Origin of the sequence: Aporhodopirellula sallentina SM41 (assembly GCF_000346505.1) — a bacterium.
In the GTDB taxonomy this organism is placed as follows: domain Bacteria; phylum Planctomycetota; class Planctomycetia; order Pirellulales; family Pirellulaceae; genus Rhodopirellula; species Rhodopirellula sallentina.
This window is the reverse complement of sequence record NZ_ANOH01000441.1, coordinates 1-15,956: the sequence shown is the minus strand read 5'-3', so window position 1 is coordinate 15,956 and position 15,956 is coordinate 1. Positions and strand designations below refer to the sequence as shown.

The 15,956-nt window shown below is 56.5% G+C and carries 8 protein-coding genes and 1 pseudogene; 8 read left to right on the top strand and 1 reads right to left on the bottom strand.

What is annotated here, in order from left to right:
- A pseudogene (locus tag RSSM_RS28540) lies at positions 1-914 on the bottom strand (c-type cytochrome); the annotation flags it as partial.
- A gap of 1,445 nt (positions 915-2,359) precedes the next feature.
- Between RSSM_RS28540 and RSSM_RS28525 the strand changes: the two are divergent.
- The 8 genes from RSSM_RS28525 to RSSM_RS28490 all read left to right on the top strand — a co-directional run.
- Positions 2,360-4,282 carry a glycoside hydrolase family 97 protein gene (locus tag RSSM_RS28525; RefSeq protein ID WP_236621451.1) on the top strand — a complete coding sequence of 641 codons (1,923 nt, stop codon included), beginning with the start codon at positions 2,360-2,362 and terminating at the stop codon, positions 4,280-4,282.
- A 116-nt stretch (positions 4,283-4,398) separates the two neighbouring features.
- Entirely contained in the window at positions 4,399-5,898 is a 1,500-nt protein-coding gene (locus RSSM_RS28520; protein WP_008688055.1) for a sialate O-acetylesterase, read from the top strand.
- Positions 5,895-7,430 (top strand): sulfatase family protein, encoded by a 1,536-nt coding sequence (locus RSSM_RS28515; protein ID WP_236621450.1) that lies wholly within the window; start codon positions 5,895-5,897, stop codon positions 7,428-7,430. The genes RSSM_RS28520 and RSSM_RS28515 overlap by 4 nt, the downstream gene beginning before the upstream one ends.
- A gap of 100 nt (positions 7,431-7,530) precedes the next feature.
- The gene (locus RSSM_RS28510) at positions 7,531-9,027 is read left to right on the top strand and encodes a sulfatase-like hydrolase/transferase (RefSeq protein WP_236621449.1); all 1,497 of its coding nucleotides are present in this window, start codon (positions 7,531-7,533) and stop codon (positions 9,025-9,027) included.
- 295 nt (positions 9,028-9,322) lie between these two features.
- Positions 9,323-10,981, top strand: a complete 1,659-nt coding sequence (locus RSSM_RS28505; RefSeq protein WP_008688049.1) for a sulfatase family protein — start codon at positions 9,323-9,325, stop codon at positions 10,979-10,981.
- Positions 10,981-12,483: a sulfatase family protein gene (locus RSSM_RS28500; protein ID WP_236621448.1), complete on the top strand. Its 1,503-nt coding sequence runs from the start codon at positions 10,981-10,983 to the stop codon at positions 12,481-12,483. The genes RSSM_RS28505 and RSSM_RS28500 overlap by 1 nt, the downstream gene beginning before the upstream one ends.
- 181 nt (positions 12,484-12,664) lie before the next feature.
- Positions 12,665-14,071, top strand: a complete 1,407-nt coding sequence (locus RSSM_RS28495; RefSeq protein WP_008688046.1) for a sulfatase family protein — start codon at positions 12,665-12,667, stop codon at positions 14,069-14,071.
- 74 nt (positions 14,072-14,145) lie between these two features.
- Positions 14,146-15,956: GH116 family glycosyl-hydrolase (locus tag RSSM_RS28490; RefSeq protein WP_261340271.1), on the top strand; the 1,811-nt coding region annotated here is incomplete at its 3' end.

The following is a 15,956-nucleotide window of genomic DNA, read 5'->3' as shown; positions in this document are numbered from 1 at the left end:
TTGAGCACCAAACCGTCTGCGGTCACGACGCCATACTGTTCGTAGTTGTGACTGATGCCTGCGTTCGGATTGAGAATCGCGGTATACATCGCTTCGCGAGATAGCTTGCTGCCGATTTCGGACAGGTCTGGTCCGATGTCCTTTCCCTCGCCATGGACCTTGTGGCATTTCGAACACGTGCCTTTGCCATGGAACGTGACCTTTCCCGATTTCCGATCGCCACGCATCCGTACGAGTTTGCGCATCGGCGGCAATGCCTCGCCGCCTGTCGTCGGCGGTGGTGCCAAGCGTGCGACGACCTCCTTCGCGTGATCCACGCTCGAATTTAACAGCGAGTTGTAAACCACATAGCCACATTCACGAGGCAATTTTTCCGATCGGTACAACGACACGAGCGACTGTTGACCGGGCCTCGTCCTTCCCAGCCCACCGGCAGCGGCGATGCGGAGCGAGGCGGGCACGTCGGCCGTGACATACGGCGTGAGAATGCTGACCGAGCGACGATCGTTCGTCATCCCCAACGCGTTCGCGACCGACACAGCAACGCGATCACCGACCGAGATGCGATCGCGCAAGTAGTCTTCTTGCCCCAACGAAAGCAGCAACCGTGCCGCCTCCACTTGGAGACTGACGTCGGTCTCTTCGTTGAAGAACTCCGCGAGACGATTCGTCTGATCACGAAGTCCGAGTGTCGAAACCACATCGAGTAGCTCTCGCTGTCCCCTTTTGCTATCGAGGTATCGATCGACCGCTTGATGAACATCCTCGTTGGACCGCACCAGCGTTCCCGCATCCTTCATTCGCAGCAGAGACTGGACGACGATGAAGTCGGGATCATCAAATTCCGCGTGAGCGGTGTGAAGGAAGCAAGATGCAATCCAACAACAAACAATGATTCGTCGAAATGAACTCATGCGAGGCGTCCTGTTGAAACGTCATATTCAAACGCAAACACGATGACGTTTCCAAAAATGAAGGGAACTGCGAGCTTGTCAGGAGACGCATCCTGACACACCGAACGACTGCGGGCAAATAAAAGGACTGCTGTTCTGCGTTCCGGTCCTCGACCGAATCATCCAGGCACTCCAGGTCATAGTCGTCGCAAAGCTTCGCGTGCCGCTTGAACAGCGAGCATCCAATCCCGAACCCCGAATCGTTGATTTACCAACCCGATGCGCTAACGAGGCATCACGCACACAACCACTCGCTTGCGCATCGGGCGAATACCTTATCGCTAGCCTTTGGGGTCCCCTCAAATCAACAGCCCAAACTCGACATTCGCGTAGATTCTGTCTGCTTGGTCTGCACTATTGGTGCGTCAAAATCGATCCCAGGGTAGAGAAACTCGCCGGGAGTTTCGGTGGGCTCGTGAATCACCGAAAGTCTTGGCGACTTTCGCTCCGGCCTTGAGTGCTCATTCTGGATCGTGACGCAGCTCCCCCGCGATGCACGATTGCGGATGACGGAATGAGTTACATCGAATCGCGAGATTCAAATCCTGCCAACCGTGATGACGACGCATTCTGCCATGTCGCCTTGGAAAACAAGCCCATCCTTCGCGTTAAAACGCAATTTGCCCGAAATAAAGTCCGTCGCAAAACGTTACTGTCGTGTCGTCTCGCGTCGTCGACATGGCCGACCGGTTGATCAAAATGCGATCGAACAGAGAGCCAGTCCCCCTAAACCCAGCCCGCCGAAGAGCCCCCCAACCTCAGCGAGCAACGACTCCAGGAAATCGGCCCCGCAAGACGGTCTCCGCCGAAACATCCGCAGAAATGCTGCTGGCGCGGCAAAGCGACTGCTGAAAAGCCGGTGCTGCACTCTCCGATCAATGCTCCTGTCCAACTCCCCGCCTCCCCCCGCTCTGCGTCCGTTGGTTTTGCATTCCCTCAGCGGCACGATCCGACATGCATTCCAAGTTTGCTCCCAACGATCAGGCTTCGTTGCCGCACCACCAAACCGCCGACGTCGAATCCAGCAATCCGTCCGCGGGAGCGATGGTGAAATGCGGTCCGTCCCTCACGGAGGGCGGTTACCGGTTCGTCCGCCCCGCCAGGAATTCTGCAATTGGGCTGCGAATCCCGAACGCAGCGTTTCGCCTGGGGCTTAGCGGGCGGGTCCGGGCCCCGCTAGAAAAAAACGCGATTAAGGCTGAAGTTCAGTGTAAAGAATTCCGCACCATCATTCGCTTTGATAGGGGGCAGAAAATCACCTCAGGGCAAAATCTCCGAATCAGACACCAGTAAACACCTGTCGCCCGTACACCACATCGCGGTGTCCGTCCTCCCCCAACGACGCTCCCCGATGCTGCTCGCCTCCCACACTGCCAACTCCTTTGACGCACGACCGCAAACCGACCATGCGCCCCCATCGAACAACGTTCCCACTCGCGCCCCTCGCATTCCACTCCCCCATTCGCCGCCACGGTCTGTTGCTGTTCGCACTCTCGGCCGTACTGACGATCGCCAGCAGCGACGCGGCAGAACCGATCATCGTGAAATCGCCGGACGGTTCCGTGGCGGTGTCCTTCGAGATCAACGGTGACGATCTTACCTACGCCATCAACCGCGGCGAGAAGACGATTATCCCACCGTCTCAAATTGAGGTTTTCACCGACGCTGCGATGGCGGTGACGGGACACCAGACTCAAACGCACGATTCCGTTTGGGAGCCCGTCTACGGCCAATTCCGATCGATCCGCGACCACTACAACGAGTTGACTCTCTCGCTGACTGCCGGCCGTGTGCCGGTCGAGCTGATTTGCCGAGTATTTGATACCGGCGTCGGATTGCGTTTCGTCATGTCGGAAGAATCGCGTGGGCGAAAGATCTCCTACCAAACCGTTCATCGCCTTCCCAATGTCGCGGCGGCCCACAACGGATCGCGTGGCGGGAAAATTCCGAATTTAAAAACGAGCCGCCGTATCTCGGTGCCGTTGGTCGTTCAACGATCCGACAACGTGCACGTCGCCATACTCGAATCCGACCTGTACTCCGCCGCAGGATTTGAGAGCCTGCGCATGAAATACTCTTCGTCACACCGCGGAGTTGTCGCATCCAACGTCGCGGTGTCGCAGGGTGCCGGACACTTGACTCCATGGCGAGTCGTCTTGATAGGCGATACGGCGGGGGCGTTGACGGTCAACACGGTCGCGTTGAACCTCGCCGCTCCTTGCCAGATCGACGATACGGATTGGATTGTGCCTGGCAAAGGATTGTGGGATTGGCGAATTCACGGCTACCACAACGGCGACTTCGCCTACGGGATCGACACCCGCAGCTATCTGCGTTTGATCGACTTCTGCGCCGAAAATGAGATCGAGTACCTGACCGTCGACGACTTTTGGTTCGAGCACGCCGGCAACGGAAAGATGAAGGTTTCCCCCAAAGTCGACATCGCCAAAGTGATGCAGTACGCCAAAGAGCACGGCGTTCGGATCATGCTCTACTACGATCGCAAGAAGGGAAATTTCGGTGACGAAACGCTCTTCGAGCACTATGCCCAACTCGGCGCGTCGGGAATCAAATACGGATTCATGGGCAACAAGGCAACGTTCACCCGCGAGTCGATCAACGCGGCCGCCGAGAACAAGCTGCTGATCAATTTCCACGACGGTCCGGTGCCAATGACTGGCGTCCAACGCACGATGCCCAACCTGATCAGCCGCGAGTATTGCCACGGCCAACAGGACGCCCGCAAAGCGTTCACGCCGGAAACGTTTCTCAACATGGCGATGGTCAGCGGCCTGACCGGACCGCTCGACATGTCCAACGGCAACTTCGGGATCAACAGCATCAATGCGGGAGAGCGAGAGAAAGGTCCCAAAGAAAGGAACACCTACATTTCTACGGTCGTCAGCGAAGTGGCCCGAAACCTTGTCATCAATACAGGCCTGGTAACACTGCCCGACGCACCGGAGGAGTATTGCAAGAAGACAGATCTGTTCGACTTCCTGCGTGACATGCCCGCGACCTGGGACGACACGCGCGTCCCCAATTCAAAACTCGGCGAATACATCACGGTGGCCCGGCGGAGCGGCCAAACCTGGTTCATCGCGTCAGTCGGCGACCAGAACCAACGCGATCTCAACATTCCGCTCGACTTCCTCTCGCCCGGCATTCGTTACCAGGCAACCGTGTTTTCGGACGGGCCGGACGCTCACGGCGTCACCAACCCGGAAGCCTACGAAATCACCAGCACAACGGTCAACAAATCGGACATTGTCACGGTGCGACTCGCTGTCGGTGGCGGCAACGCGATCATCCTGCGTCCGATCGAGTAATCTGTAGAGCACAACAGAGACGTTGACGCTACTGTGGCCAATGCCGACGGGCTCGTTCGTTCTCGAATCGCCCCCGCATTCACTACACCGCATTCACTACACCGAGAAAATCCAACATGAAATTCAAACGAATGAGAATCCCGCTCGTCACCATTGCTTTCGTGGTGATGCTGTCGCCGACCACCGCGTTCGCCGAGTTGACCCTCGCGTCCGTCTTCACTGACAACGCCGTTTTGCAACGGGACATGCCTGTCCCTGTTTGGGGAAACGCCGATCCGGCCGCAAAGGTCGTGGTTGAGTTCGCCGGTCAACAGAAGACCGCGACCGCCGACGAGACCGGCAAATGGCGTTTGGAACTTGATGCACTCCCCGCGTCGTCGGATCCTGAAGTCCTCCGAGTGACTTCTTCCGATAAATCGGACACCGTTTCCATCGCGAATGTTGTCGTGGGAGAGGTCTGGATCTGCTCCGGGCAATCCAACATGCAGATGGGTATCCCCCAGATCCCTGCAATCAAGAAACTGATGACGCAGCCTCAAAAACTGCGAAGCTTTCTCGTCGATCAAACTGTCTCGTTCTCCGAACAGAAATCGTGTTCGGGAACGTGGCGAGAAAAGCATCCAGACAGCGCTGTCGCTGCGGCGTTTGCGTATTTCCTCGAGCAATCCAGCGGCGTCCCGGTAGGGATCATCCAAACATCCTGGGGCAGTTCATCGATCGAAGGATGGATGCCGAGAGACATGACCGAAGAGCTGCCTCACTTCCGCGACATCATGCAGAAATTTGATGCCGACACCGAGAAACGCGAACGCATCAAAGCGATTCTCGAAGGACGTGAAGAGTGGAACCGTCGAGCCGACATTTTCTTGCGTACCCAACCCAACGTCATCTACAACGCGATGATGCACCCGCTCGTTCCGTACGCTTGCCGTGGGATCGTTTGGTATCAAGGCGAATCCAACACGGGATCGTTGTCTTCCATGCAGGTCTACGCCGAGACCCTCAAACGTTGGATTCAACGTTACCGACGTGAATGGAACCGCGACGACCTGCACTTTCAAATCGTGATGCTCCCCGGTTTCGGAAAGACCGTCAAAGGCAGCCCAAACACGGACCCCGAACGTCCCGACGCGAGGTCCTGGGCGTGGATGCGTGAATCGCAATTGTCTGTCTTGCAACTGCCTCACACATCGGTTGCCAACACTATCGATCTTGGGATGCTCAAGAACATCCACCCGACCGACAAACTACCGATCGGCAAACGTCTCGCACTCTTGGCCGCACACGACACGTTGGGCCAAGACATCTTGGCGCGAGGCCCGGTCATGAAGAATGTCGAACGCGAAGATAATCACTTGGTCGTCCACTTTGACCACAGCGATGGGCTGACCACGAAAGACGGAAACGCACCACGGGCGTTCTGGATCTCCGACGATTCCGGTCAGTGGGTAGAAGCCGACGCGACGATCCGCGGTGAGACGGTCGTCCTGCGTTCGCCCGAAGTGAAAAACCCGCAATACGTGCGATACGCCTTCGCGGGGAAACCCAAGGTCAATCTGGTAAACCAAGCCGATTTGCCTGCCTACCCGTTCCGATCGGATAGCTTTCAACCATGAGTTCTCCACGCGAGAAGTACGAATCAAGGTTCGCGTCGAACCCCCAATCGAGCACCAAGACTCCGCCGTGTGTCAAGGTTGTTGGTACCTCGCTTTCGTTCCGAAAGATGATCGCTGTGCTGGCGTGCGTGTTGGGCATCAGCGTGCTCGGCGGGCGGATCGCGACCGCTGAATCGTCTCGGCCGAACTTCGTGATCGTGTTCACCGATGACCAAGGCTACGCAGACCTGAGCTGTTTCGGTGGGACGCATGTCAGCACTCCACGCATCGACCAAATGGCGGCCGAAGGTGCTCGGCTGACCAATTTTTACGCGGGTGCCCCCCTTTGCACGCCGTCGAGAGCGGCATTGATGACGGGATGCTATCCTCGCCGGGTGGACATGGCGACGGGTTCCGACTTTACCGTGCTGCTGGCGAGTGACAGCAAGGGGCTGCATCCCGATGAAGTGACGATTGCTGAGGTGCTCAAGCAAGCGGGCTATGCCACCGGCATGTTCGGCAAGTGGCACCTGGGCGACCAAGTCGAATTTCTGCCAACGCGTCAAGGGTTCGACGAATTCTTCGGGCTTCCCTACAGCCATGACATCGCGCCCCATCACCCACGGCAAAAACACTTCGGTTTCCCGCCCCTTCCCCTGCTCGAAGGCGAAGACGCGATCGAGATGAATCCGGATCCAGACTTCCTGACTAAACGGATTACCGAGCGAGCGGTTCGTTTTATTGAAGTACACAAAGACGAACCTTTCTTTCTCTATGTGCCGCACCCGATCCCACACGGACCGTTGGGCGCATCGCCCGAGTTCGTTGCCCAGGCCCCCGAAGAACTTCAACAGAAATTGGCGAAAGACGGCAATCGGATCAACTATGGCACTCGTCGAAAGCTGTTTCCACAGGCGATCAGTGAGATCGATTGGTCCGTCGGTCAGATCCTCGATGCGTTGAAATCCAATGGAGTCGACGAGAACACCCTCGTCATTTTCACTACCGACAACGGACCGACCGCGGGCAAAGCAACTCCGCTTCGCGGCAAGAAAGGCACCACGTTCGAGGGCGGCCAACGCGTGCCCGCTGTGTTCCGATGGCCGGGGAAGATCGCAGCAGGACAAACGATCAATGAAATGGTGACCGCCATGGACATCTTCCCAACCCTCGCCGGATTGGCGGGCGGCGAAGTCCCGAGTGACCGTGTGATCGATGGCAAGGACATTTGGCCTGTTCTGACTGAGCAAGCAGCTAGCCCGCACGAAACATTCTACTACTTCAGCGACAACGATCTAAAGGCGGTGCGATCGGGCAAGTGGAAACTCCATTTGTCATTGCCACAGAAAGCGAACGCCAAAACGCCACCCATCCCCGCGTTATACGATCTGGAATCGGACATCGGCGAGAAACATGATGTCATGGCCGAGCACCCCGAGGTAGTCAGTCGTCTGCGTTCCTACGTGGACGCCTTTCAAAACGAGTTGGCTCAGAACAGTCGTCCCGCGGCAACGGCCGACGATCCCAAACCTCTCTCGAAGAGATCCCCCTAGCATGAACCGACACGTGCCTCGAAACTCTGTTTGCACTTTCATTTCCCAACGTGGCGGAACATCCGCCATGACGTGCGCCTCGTCGTCGCGTACGTTCGTAGTGCGATCCATCATCGTAATGGCGATGAGCATGTGTGTCGTTCAGGCCGCTGACGTCATTCAACCACACGAGACAGACCAACCTAACGTCGTTGTCATCATGGCGGACGACCTGGGCTACGCCGACGTCGGTTTTCAAGGTTGCCGCGACATTCGGACGCCCAACATCGACCAACTCGCGTCGAGCGGGGCACGCTTCACACAGGGGTATGTCACCGGGTGCATGTGTGGACCATCGCGAGCCGGTTTTCTGACCGGACGCATTCAGTCTACCTTTGGCTATTACGTCAACGCCTCCCAACCTCTCAATCCTGCTCAAGGATTTCCTGCCGACACCAAGACGGTCGCGCATTGGATGCAGGATCAAGGTTATGTGACTGGCGGTGTCGGCAAATGGCACATGGGAACCGCAGACCATCAACGTCCAAACGCGATGGGATACTCCGATTGGTACGGGTTCTACGGCGGTGGGCTGATGTATTTCCCACTGGATCACCCTTCGTACGACGGTCGCTATCTGACCAAGACGAAACCGTGGAGCGTGCGGGACATGCACCACACACTCCCGATGCTGCACAACGGCAAACCCGTCAAGTGGGATCAATACCTGACGCGTGAACTGACCGACGGCGGCATTCGCTTCATCGAAAAGAATCGCGAGCAGCCGTTCTTTTTGTTCGTGTCCTACAACGCACCCCACGAATATCTCGAAGCACCTGCGGAGACGATCGCGAAGTATCCGCCAGAATCGATGACAGAGGTTCCTGGTGTTCCTGCCAAGAATCGATCGGTCTATGCGGCGATGGTCGATGAGATGGATCAGGGCATCGGTCGACTGTTGGAAACTCTCGATCGATTGGAACTCAGCGACAACACCGTTGTCTGGTTCCTTAGCGATCACGGCGGAATGAAACGCACGAGTGACAACCGACCGCTGCGTGGGGCAAAGGGAAACGCATACGAAGGCGGACTACGCGTGCCGTTTGTCGTTAGCTGGCCGAACCGCATCCAACCGGGCACCGTCCTCGATCACCCGGTGACGTCGCTCGATATCGGAGCGACTTCGCTGGCTCTCGCCGGAGGTGATGTTGCTCAGGCTGAACTGCACGGTCGCGACATCACCGCATACATAACGGCGCAAAACAGCGACGCTCCGCACCAAGAACTGTATTGGCACGTTGGCAAGAGTCCCAAAGACTTCTCGGGAGTGCTTCGCGAAGGCGACTACAAATTGCTCGTCAAACGAGGGAGTGCCCAGCTGTACAACCTACGAAGCGATCCAACCGAGTCCAATGATCTTGCCAAGGAACAACCACAACGGGCAGAGCACATGCTCGCGAAATGGAAAGCCTGGAATACGTCCAACCAACCGCCGCTTTGGAACCCAGGCGGAAAAGGGGCAAACAACTATCAATATGCGAACTACGAATGGCTCCGAGGCACACCGCACTACAAAGCAAACGCAGAACCTACCCCAAAACCTCGAGCAACCAATTAGCCGACGGTCGTTAGCCCCCGGTGTCGCTAGCCCCCCGCCTGGCGCAACGAAACCACGGCCGACACGATTCCGCTGATGAGTTTCTAAACAGCTTCCGAGACTTCCCGCAGCAACAAACGTCAACAACAGCGACTCCCAAGAACAACGACTCCCAACCGCAACTAGCCGCGACAGCTTTTTGCAAAGCGTCTAACAACACCAATTAAGTAACACACGATCGGCTTCCGCCAAGTCTTTTTAGAAATTGGTCGGCCGGAAGATTTCCCTCCAGGAGTGAGAAGTGAGTTTCCCCACCATGAGTTTCCTCACACGAACATCAAACAACACGCGATCGCATTGCGTCTCCGGTGCGATCGTCATGCTGCTCACTGTCTTTTTGACAATTGCTCAGACGCACCAACCAGTCGCCGCCGAATCCACGCCGCCGAACGTCGTTTATATCCTCGCGGATGACTTGGGATACGGAGACTTAGGCTGCTATGGCGCGACGAAGCTGAAAACGCCAAACATCGACCGTTTGGCCAAGGAGGGTCGCCGGTTCACCGATGCTCACTCCGCATCGGCGGTATGCACTCCGTCGCGATACGCACTTTTGACCGGCAACTATCCGATTCGTGCTAGCGGAGGCAAAGGCATTTGGGGACCGGCCCCCGTGACCTCCGGACTGCTAGTAGATACCGAAGAGTTCACGCTCGCGGATGTGTTTCAACATGCAGGCTATCGAACTGCCGCGATGGGCAAATGGCACCTAGGTTTCGGCAAGGGAAAAAATGATTGGAAAGAACCGCTCCGACCAGGGCCTCAAGACCTCGGCTTCGATTACTACTTCGGTCTTCCTGTTGTGAACAGCGCCCCGCCGTACGTCTACGTCGAGAACGACAAAATCGTCGGTGGCGACCCGGATGACCCTTTAGTGTACCTCGGACGTGGTCGTCACACGGACGCAACTCCAATCACCGAGATTCCTCCGGAAGCTTCCCAACGAACGCCAAACATGTTCAAAGGCGCCGTCGAAGCTCACAAGCAATACAACGACTATACCGTGGGGACCGTCTTGGCCGGCAAGGCCGTCGACTGGATTTCCGACAACAAGGACAACCCGTTCTTCCTGTACCTGGCGACGACTCACATCCATCACCCGTTCACCCCGGGGAAGCGGTTCCAAGGATCGAGCGACGCTGAACTCTACGGTGACTTCATCCAAGAACTCGATTGGATAGTCGGCGAAGTCGTCAATGCTTTGGAAAACCACGGTCTTACCAAAAACACGCTGATCGTCTTCACCAGTGATAACGGTGGCATGTTGAATCTGGGAGGACGAAACGCCGTCCGAGCAGGACACCGGATGAACGGTGATCTACTTGGGTTCAAATTTGGTGCGTGGGAAGGCGGCCACCGTGTTCCGTTTATCGCTCGTTGGCCTGGGAAGATCGAACCGTCGAGCGTTTCTGATCAACTGCTCTGCAACGTGGATATGCTCGCCACGTTTGCGGCACTTCTCGATAGCGACAACGCAGCGCTGAAGAAAAAGGACAGCATCAACATGCTGCCGGCTCTGCTCGAAACACCGGACGAACCCATCCGCGAGGAACTGCTGCTCGCACCACACAAAACGTCGAACCTCGGAATTCGCAAAGGCAAGTGGATGTACATCAGGGCCCGGGGAAGCGGCGGGTTTAACGGCAGTAGAGAACCGCAACACGCCTGGGGCGGACCGGCCGGAGTGAAATTCTTGGGCAGCCCGAACAGCGACATCGAAAACGGCAAGATCAAGAAGAACGCTCCACCGGCACAGCTCTATGATCTCGGACAGGACGTCCGACAAACAACAAATGTTTACAGACAATTCCCCGAAGTGGTGCAGGAAATGGAGACGTTGCTCAATTCGTACCGCCCCCAAAAGCCCGCCAACAAGGACAAGACTCCGAAACGCCAACAAAAGGTAGGCAAGTAGTGAGTACGCCGAGATCTATGTTTCTCGTTGGCGCGTTGATCCAAGCTCTGGTTCCATGCCTCGGCTACTGTGATGATGCGAAGCGTCCCAACGTCATCTTCTTCCTGACCGACGACTTAGGCTACGCCGATGTTAGTTGCTATGGCGCGACCAAGGTCAAAACGCCCAACATTGACGCGTTGGCTGCCGATGGAATCCGTTTCACCGATTTTCATACCGGGGCGTCGATCTGTTCACCTTCGCGGGCCTGCTTCTTGACCGGAGCGTATCCACAGCGATGTGGCCTCTACATGGGCATCAATCCGATTCGTGACGAACATTGGTTCCTAGGATTGAATCCCAATGAAATCACGCTCGCTGAACAGTTTAAGAATAGCAACTACCAAACCTACATGATCGGAAAGTGGCACCTCGGTAAAGAGCCCGAGTTCCATCCGTTCCGGCACGGTTTTGATCATTACTATGGCATGCCCAACAACGCGGGACACTCCGCCGCGTTTTACGACGGCACCGAAGAGGTCTATGCGAAGACGCCGTTAGCGCAACTAACAAAGCTGTACACCGATCGCGCGGTGCAGATTATTCAGGAAATTCGCGACGAACCCTTCTTCCTCTACTTCGCCCACAACTATCCGCACACCCCATACAGGGCCGGCCAAGATTTTGTCGGTTCGTCGCAGGATGGCGTGCGAGGTGACGTGATCCAGGAACTCGACTGGGGCATCGGCGAGATGATGAAAGCTCTCGAGGATGCGGGCATCGCCGAAAACACGATCGTCATCTTTACGTCCGACAACGGTCCGGTCAAACCGCAATATGCCGCACCGTATCGCGGTACGAAATACGTCACCTTTGAAGGTGGACACCGGGTGCCGTTCATCTTTCATTGGCCCGCCAAGATTCCAAACGGAATCAAATCGGATACACCGGTGGTTGCCATGGATGTATTCCCGACGCTTTCGGAAATCATCGGCGAACCTTTGGTTACAGATCGAGTTTCCGATGGAGTCAGCCTGACGCCACTTTGGGAAGGCAGAGCTTTATCACGTCCGGATGACCAGCCGTTCTACTACTACAACTGCGAAAACTTGCAGGCGATCCGGTACGGCGACTGGAAGCTGCATCTGCCTCGGACCAAGAAACAACTTCCTTTCTGGGACAAGAACAAGGCGTTCATCAACGCATCCTCGCCGGCACTTTACAACCTTCGAAACGATATTGCGGAATCGAAGGATGTTTCCTCCGCGAACCCGGAGGTCGTTCAGCAAATGGTCCGCATGGCCGAAGACACTCGCCAGGAACTCGGTGAGTTCATGCATCGTGGCAGCGGTCAGCGGGCAACCGGTTCGGCGATTGAGGGCGCCCCGATCATCAGTCACGGAAAGGACTGGCCGACGGTCGACGCCGCCACGCGGTCCGCGATTCAAGCCGAGCGATTGGAAAGACATCCCGAACGGAAGAAGGCCCGCGAGAACAAAAACAAGAAACGCCAACCCAATTAGAGGTCCAATTCATGCCTCGACCGGAACGCAGCAATCCCTCGAGTGCTCGCCGTCCAACCACCTCCATCAAAATCCTCCCGCCCACCGCGGCCGTGTCTTTTCCCCAACACGATGTCTCCCCTCCTAGGCTCTCGGACTCCGAGTGAGCGAACAACGTGAGACTTCTTAACTGCCCCCACCCATGACACCCTCACCCGCAAAACTCCTTATCTGCGTTTGCCTTCTCACGGCGTTTCACACCGCCCATGCCGAAACCCCGTCACGTCCCAACATCATCCTTTTGTTTGTCGATGACGTGGGCTATGGCGACCTCGGTTGCTATGGGGCGAAAGATCCGACTCCCGAAATCGACCGTTTGGCGAGTGAAGGTCTGCTCTCGACCGATTGTCTCGTCGCCGCGAATGTATGTGGACCGTCGCGGGCCGCGATGTTGACCGGACGCTATCCGATGCGATGCGGGCACCCGATCTCAAGACACAACACGACCAAGTACGCCGAATACGGAATCGAGTCGGATGAATTGACCATCGCAGAACTGCTAAAAGAAAGCGGGTACTACAACAAAGCGGTCGGCAAATGGCACCTTGGGTTTCATGTCGATGGCTCCCACCCACTCGACGCCGGGTTCGACGAATACCTGGGCCTTCACAGCAATTATTCCAAGCAAATCGAACACGCCGACACGCTCTATCGAAATCGAGAGATTCAAGAAGAACATGTTGCATTCGAGAAGGTCACACGGCTGTACACCGACGAAGTCGTCGACTTCATCAAACAGGAACACGAACAACCGTTCTTCATCTATTTCGCTCATCACATCGCCCACTCACCGATCCTCCCTAGCGAGTCCTTTCGCGGTGCGTCGGGCAAGAAGGGAAGGGCCGGCCTCTACCGTGACTTTCTCTTAGAACTCGATCACAGTGTCGGCCGCGTCGTCGATGCGGTGCAAGATGCGGGGATCAGCGAGAATACACTGATCGTTCTGATGTCGGACAACGGTCCCGCCGTCAACGGATCGGCACGACCACTCAGCGGTGGAAAGTACGTCACCATGGAAGGCGGACATCGGGTCCCCGCAATCTTTTATTGGCCGGGGCAGATCCCCGCCGGGACGGTATCCAACGCGATGATCACCAGCATGGATTTGCTGCCGCTGTTTTGCCACTTCACGGGAACTCCACTTCCGAGCGATCGAACAATCGATGGACGCGACATCTCTCGTTTGATCCGAGGCGAAAGCAACGAAAGCCCCCATCAGACCTTCTACTACTACAACGGCCTCAACCTACAGGCAATCCGAAAAGACAACTGGAAACTGCACCTGCCACGTACCATCGCGGACCAACCCTATTGGGCAAAACGGGCGGGAGGCAATCACATGAAGATCCACCTTTCGGTCAAACAACCGATGCTATTCGAATTGGATTCCGACATCGCTGAGAAACGCAACCTCTATCCACAGCACCCCGAGGTCGCTAGTGGGATGATGCGAAAAGCAGATCAAATGCGAGCGGAGATTGGCGGGCTCAATGTCGTCGGCAGCGACCAAAGGCCCCACAACTTGATAAATCCCCACGAGAAGTTTTAGCCGTTTACCGACAGTCGCTTCGACCCCGCGGCGAAACAGACACATGCAGACACACACCTAAGGAACAAAACGTCATGAACGAAAATCAAGCATGTTGCCAACCGAGCGAAGGTGATTGTGGATGTGAACCGTCCGTAGTTGGAATCGATGTCACGCGGCGCCGATTTCTAATCGCGGCGGGTGCGTTGACCGCGGGACTGTCGGGAAGGCCGCTCTTCGCTGATGACACCAAGGACACTTACGCGGCAATGCTGCAATCCGATCCGTCGCTAAGTGGCTATTGGCGGTTGGACGGTAACCTAACCGACACGCTAGAGAAGGCTCCCGGCAAAGGTGGCAGTTCGGCCTCGTTTGTCGAGGGAGCGGTCGACGGCAAAGCGATCTGCTTAGTTCCCAACAAACCGGTTTCGGTGACGAACACCAACCACCTGCGAGGACGTTCTGCGACGATCGAACTGTTCTTCAAACTCAACTCCACGCCGGTCGGAAACGAAGACCCTGTGATCATCGCGCAAACAGCGGGGCAGCAGGCTCGCTACATCGTCGGGATCAAGAACGACCTCTCCGCGCTGTTGTATCAAAACGTCAATGGCAACGTACTCACCACGGTCAACCCTCCTACCGACCAACAGTTCGAAGTCGGGCGTTGGTATCACCTCGCAATCACGAGCTACGATCTCGACGTGCGAGCCTATCTCGACGGTTACGAATGCAGTTTGGTCGGCGGAGCGTTTGAGTTCACACGTCGCGGCCCCAAAAAATCTACCATGACACTCGGAGCAACCACGGTCAACGGATGGGGATCGACCGACATCTGTTTGGACGAAGTCGCCTGTTACGCTAAAGGCCTCACGCGAGCGGAAATTCAAGATCACCTCCAAGCCGCCGGATGGGCAGAGCGTTTGAAAGCCACCGGCGAACTCGTCGCTCGCGTCGAGTCAGAACGAAACGCACGGCGTGCTCGCAAAGAACAAAGCATCCTGAATGATCCTGCTTTGACAGCACCCGGCACCACACGAATCTACGAGGGAGAGAACCTCGACGCGATCAGCTTCATGGTGGGCGGCATCGGTTCAGGTGCCATTCAGTTCAACGGCAAAGCCGAACCTGCGATTTGGCAGATCGCATGCAACTTCAACGAAGTCCGCATCGACGACAGCTTCCTGGCCGTGCGTGCACAATCCGATGACGGCGAGTCGGTGGTTCGTGCACTGCAAACCGAGCCGGTCGGACCGTTCGCGGCGATGGCATCGCTGAAATTCGAAGGGGAATATCCGTTAGGGAAATATCGCTTTGAAGACTCCGCATTCCCGGTAGAAATGGAATTGGAAGTCTTCAATCCATTCATCCCGATGGACCTGAAGAACTCCGCAATTCCCTGTGCGATCTACAAGGTCACGGCGAAGAACACCTCTTCGTCGCAGGTGAAGGTCGATGTTCTCGCGTCGCAGAAGAACGCACTCGGTTATAGCGAGGGCAAAGGCGGCAGATTCGGTAACAACGGCAATCAAGTCCTAAGCGAGAACGGTGCAACTCTGCTGCACATGACCCGCCAGGAAATCGATAACGCGGACATGGTATTGATGACCAATGCCGACCATGCGTCGGGGTGTGCGAGCTGGAATTCGCTCGAGGACTTGCACAGTACGTTTGACGCCTCAGGCAATTGCAGTGGCCCCGCGACGTCGCAGTTCTCCGCGGCTGGCAAGACGATCAACGGAGCACTTTCGGCGCCCATCGAACTCGCGCCCGGCGAGTCGAAGTCGGTGACCTTTGTGTTGACGTGGTACTTCAAAACGGGCAACCACGGGGCCGGAAAAAAACCAGTCAAGCTCGAGGGTGAAAGCGGGCAATCCGTTGGCTGGTTGCACACCGGACAGAACTA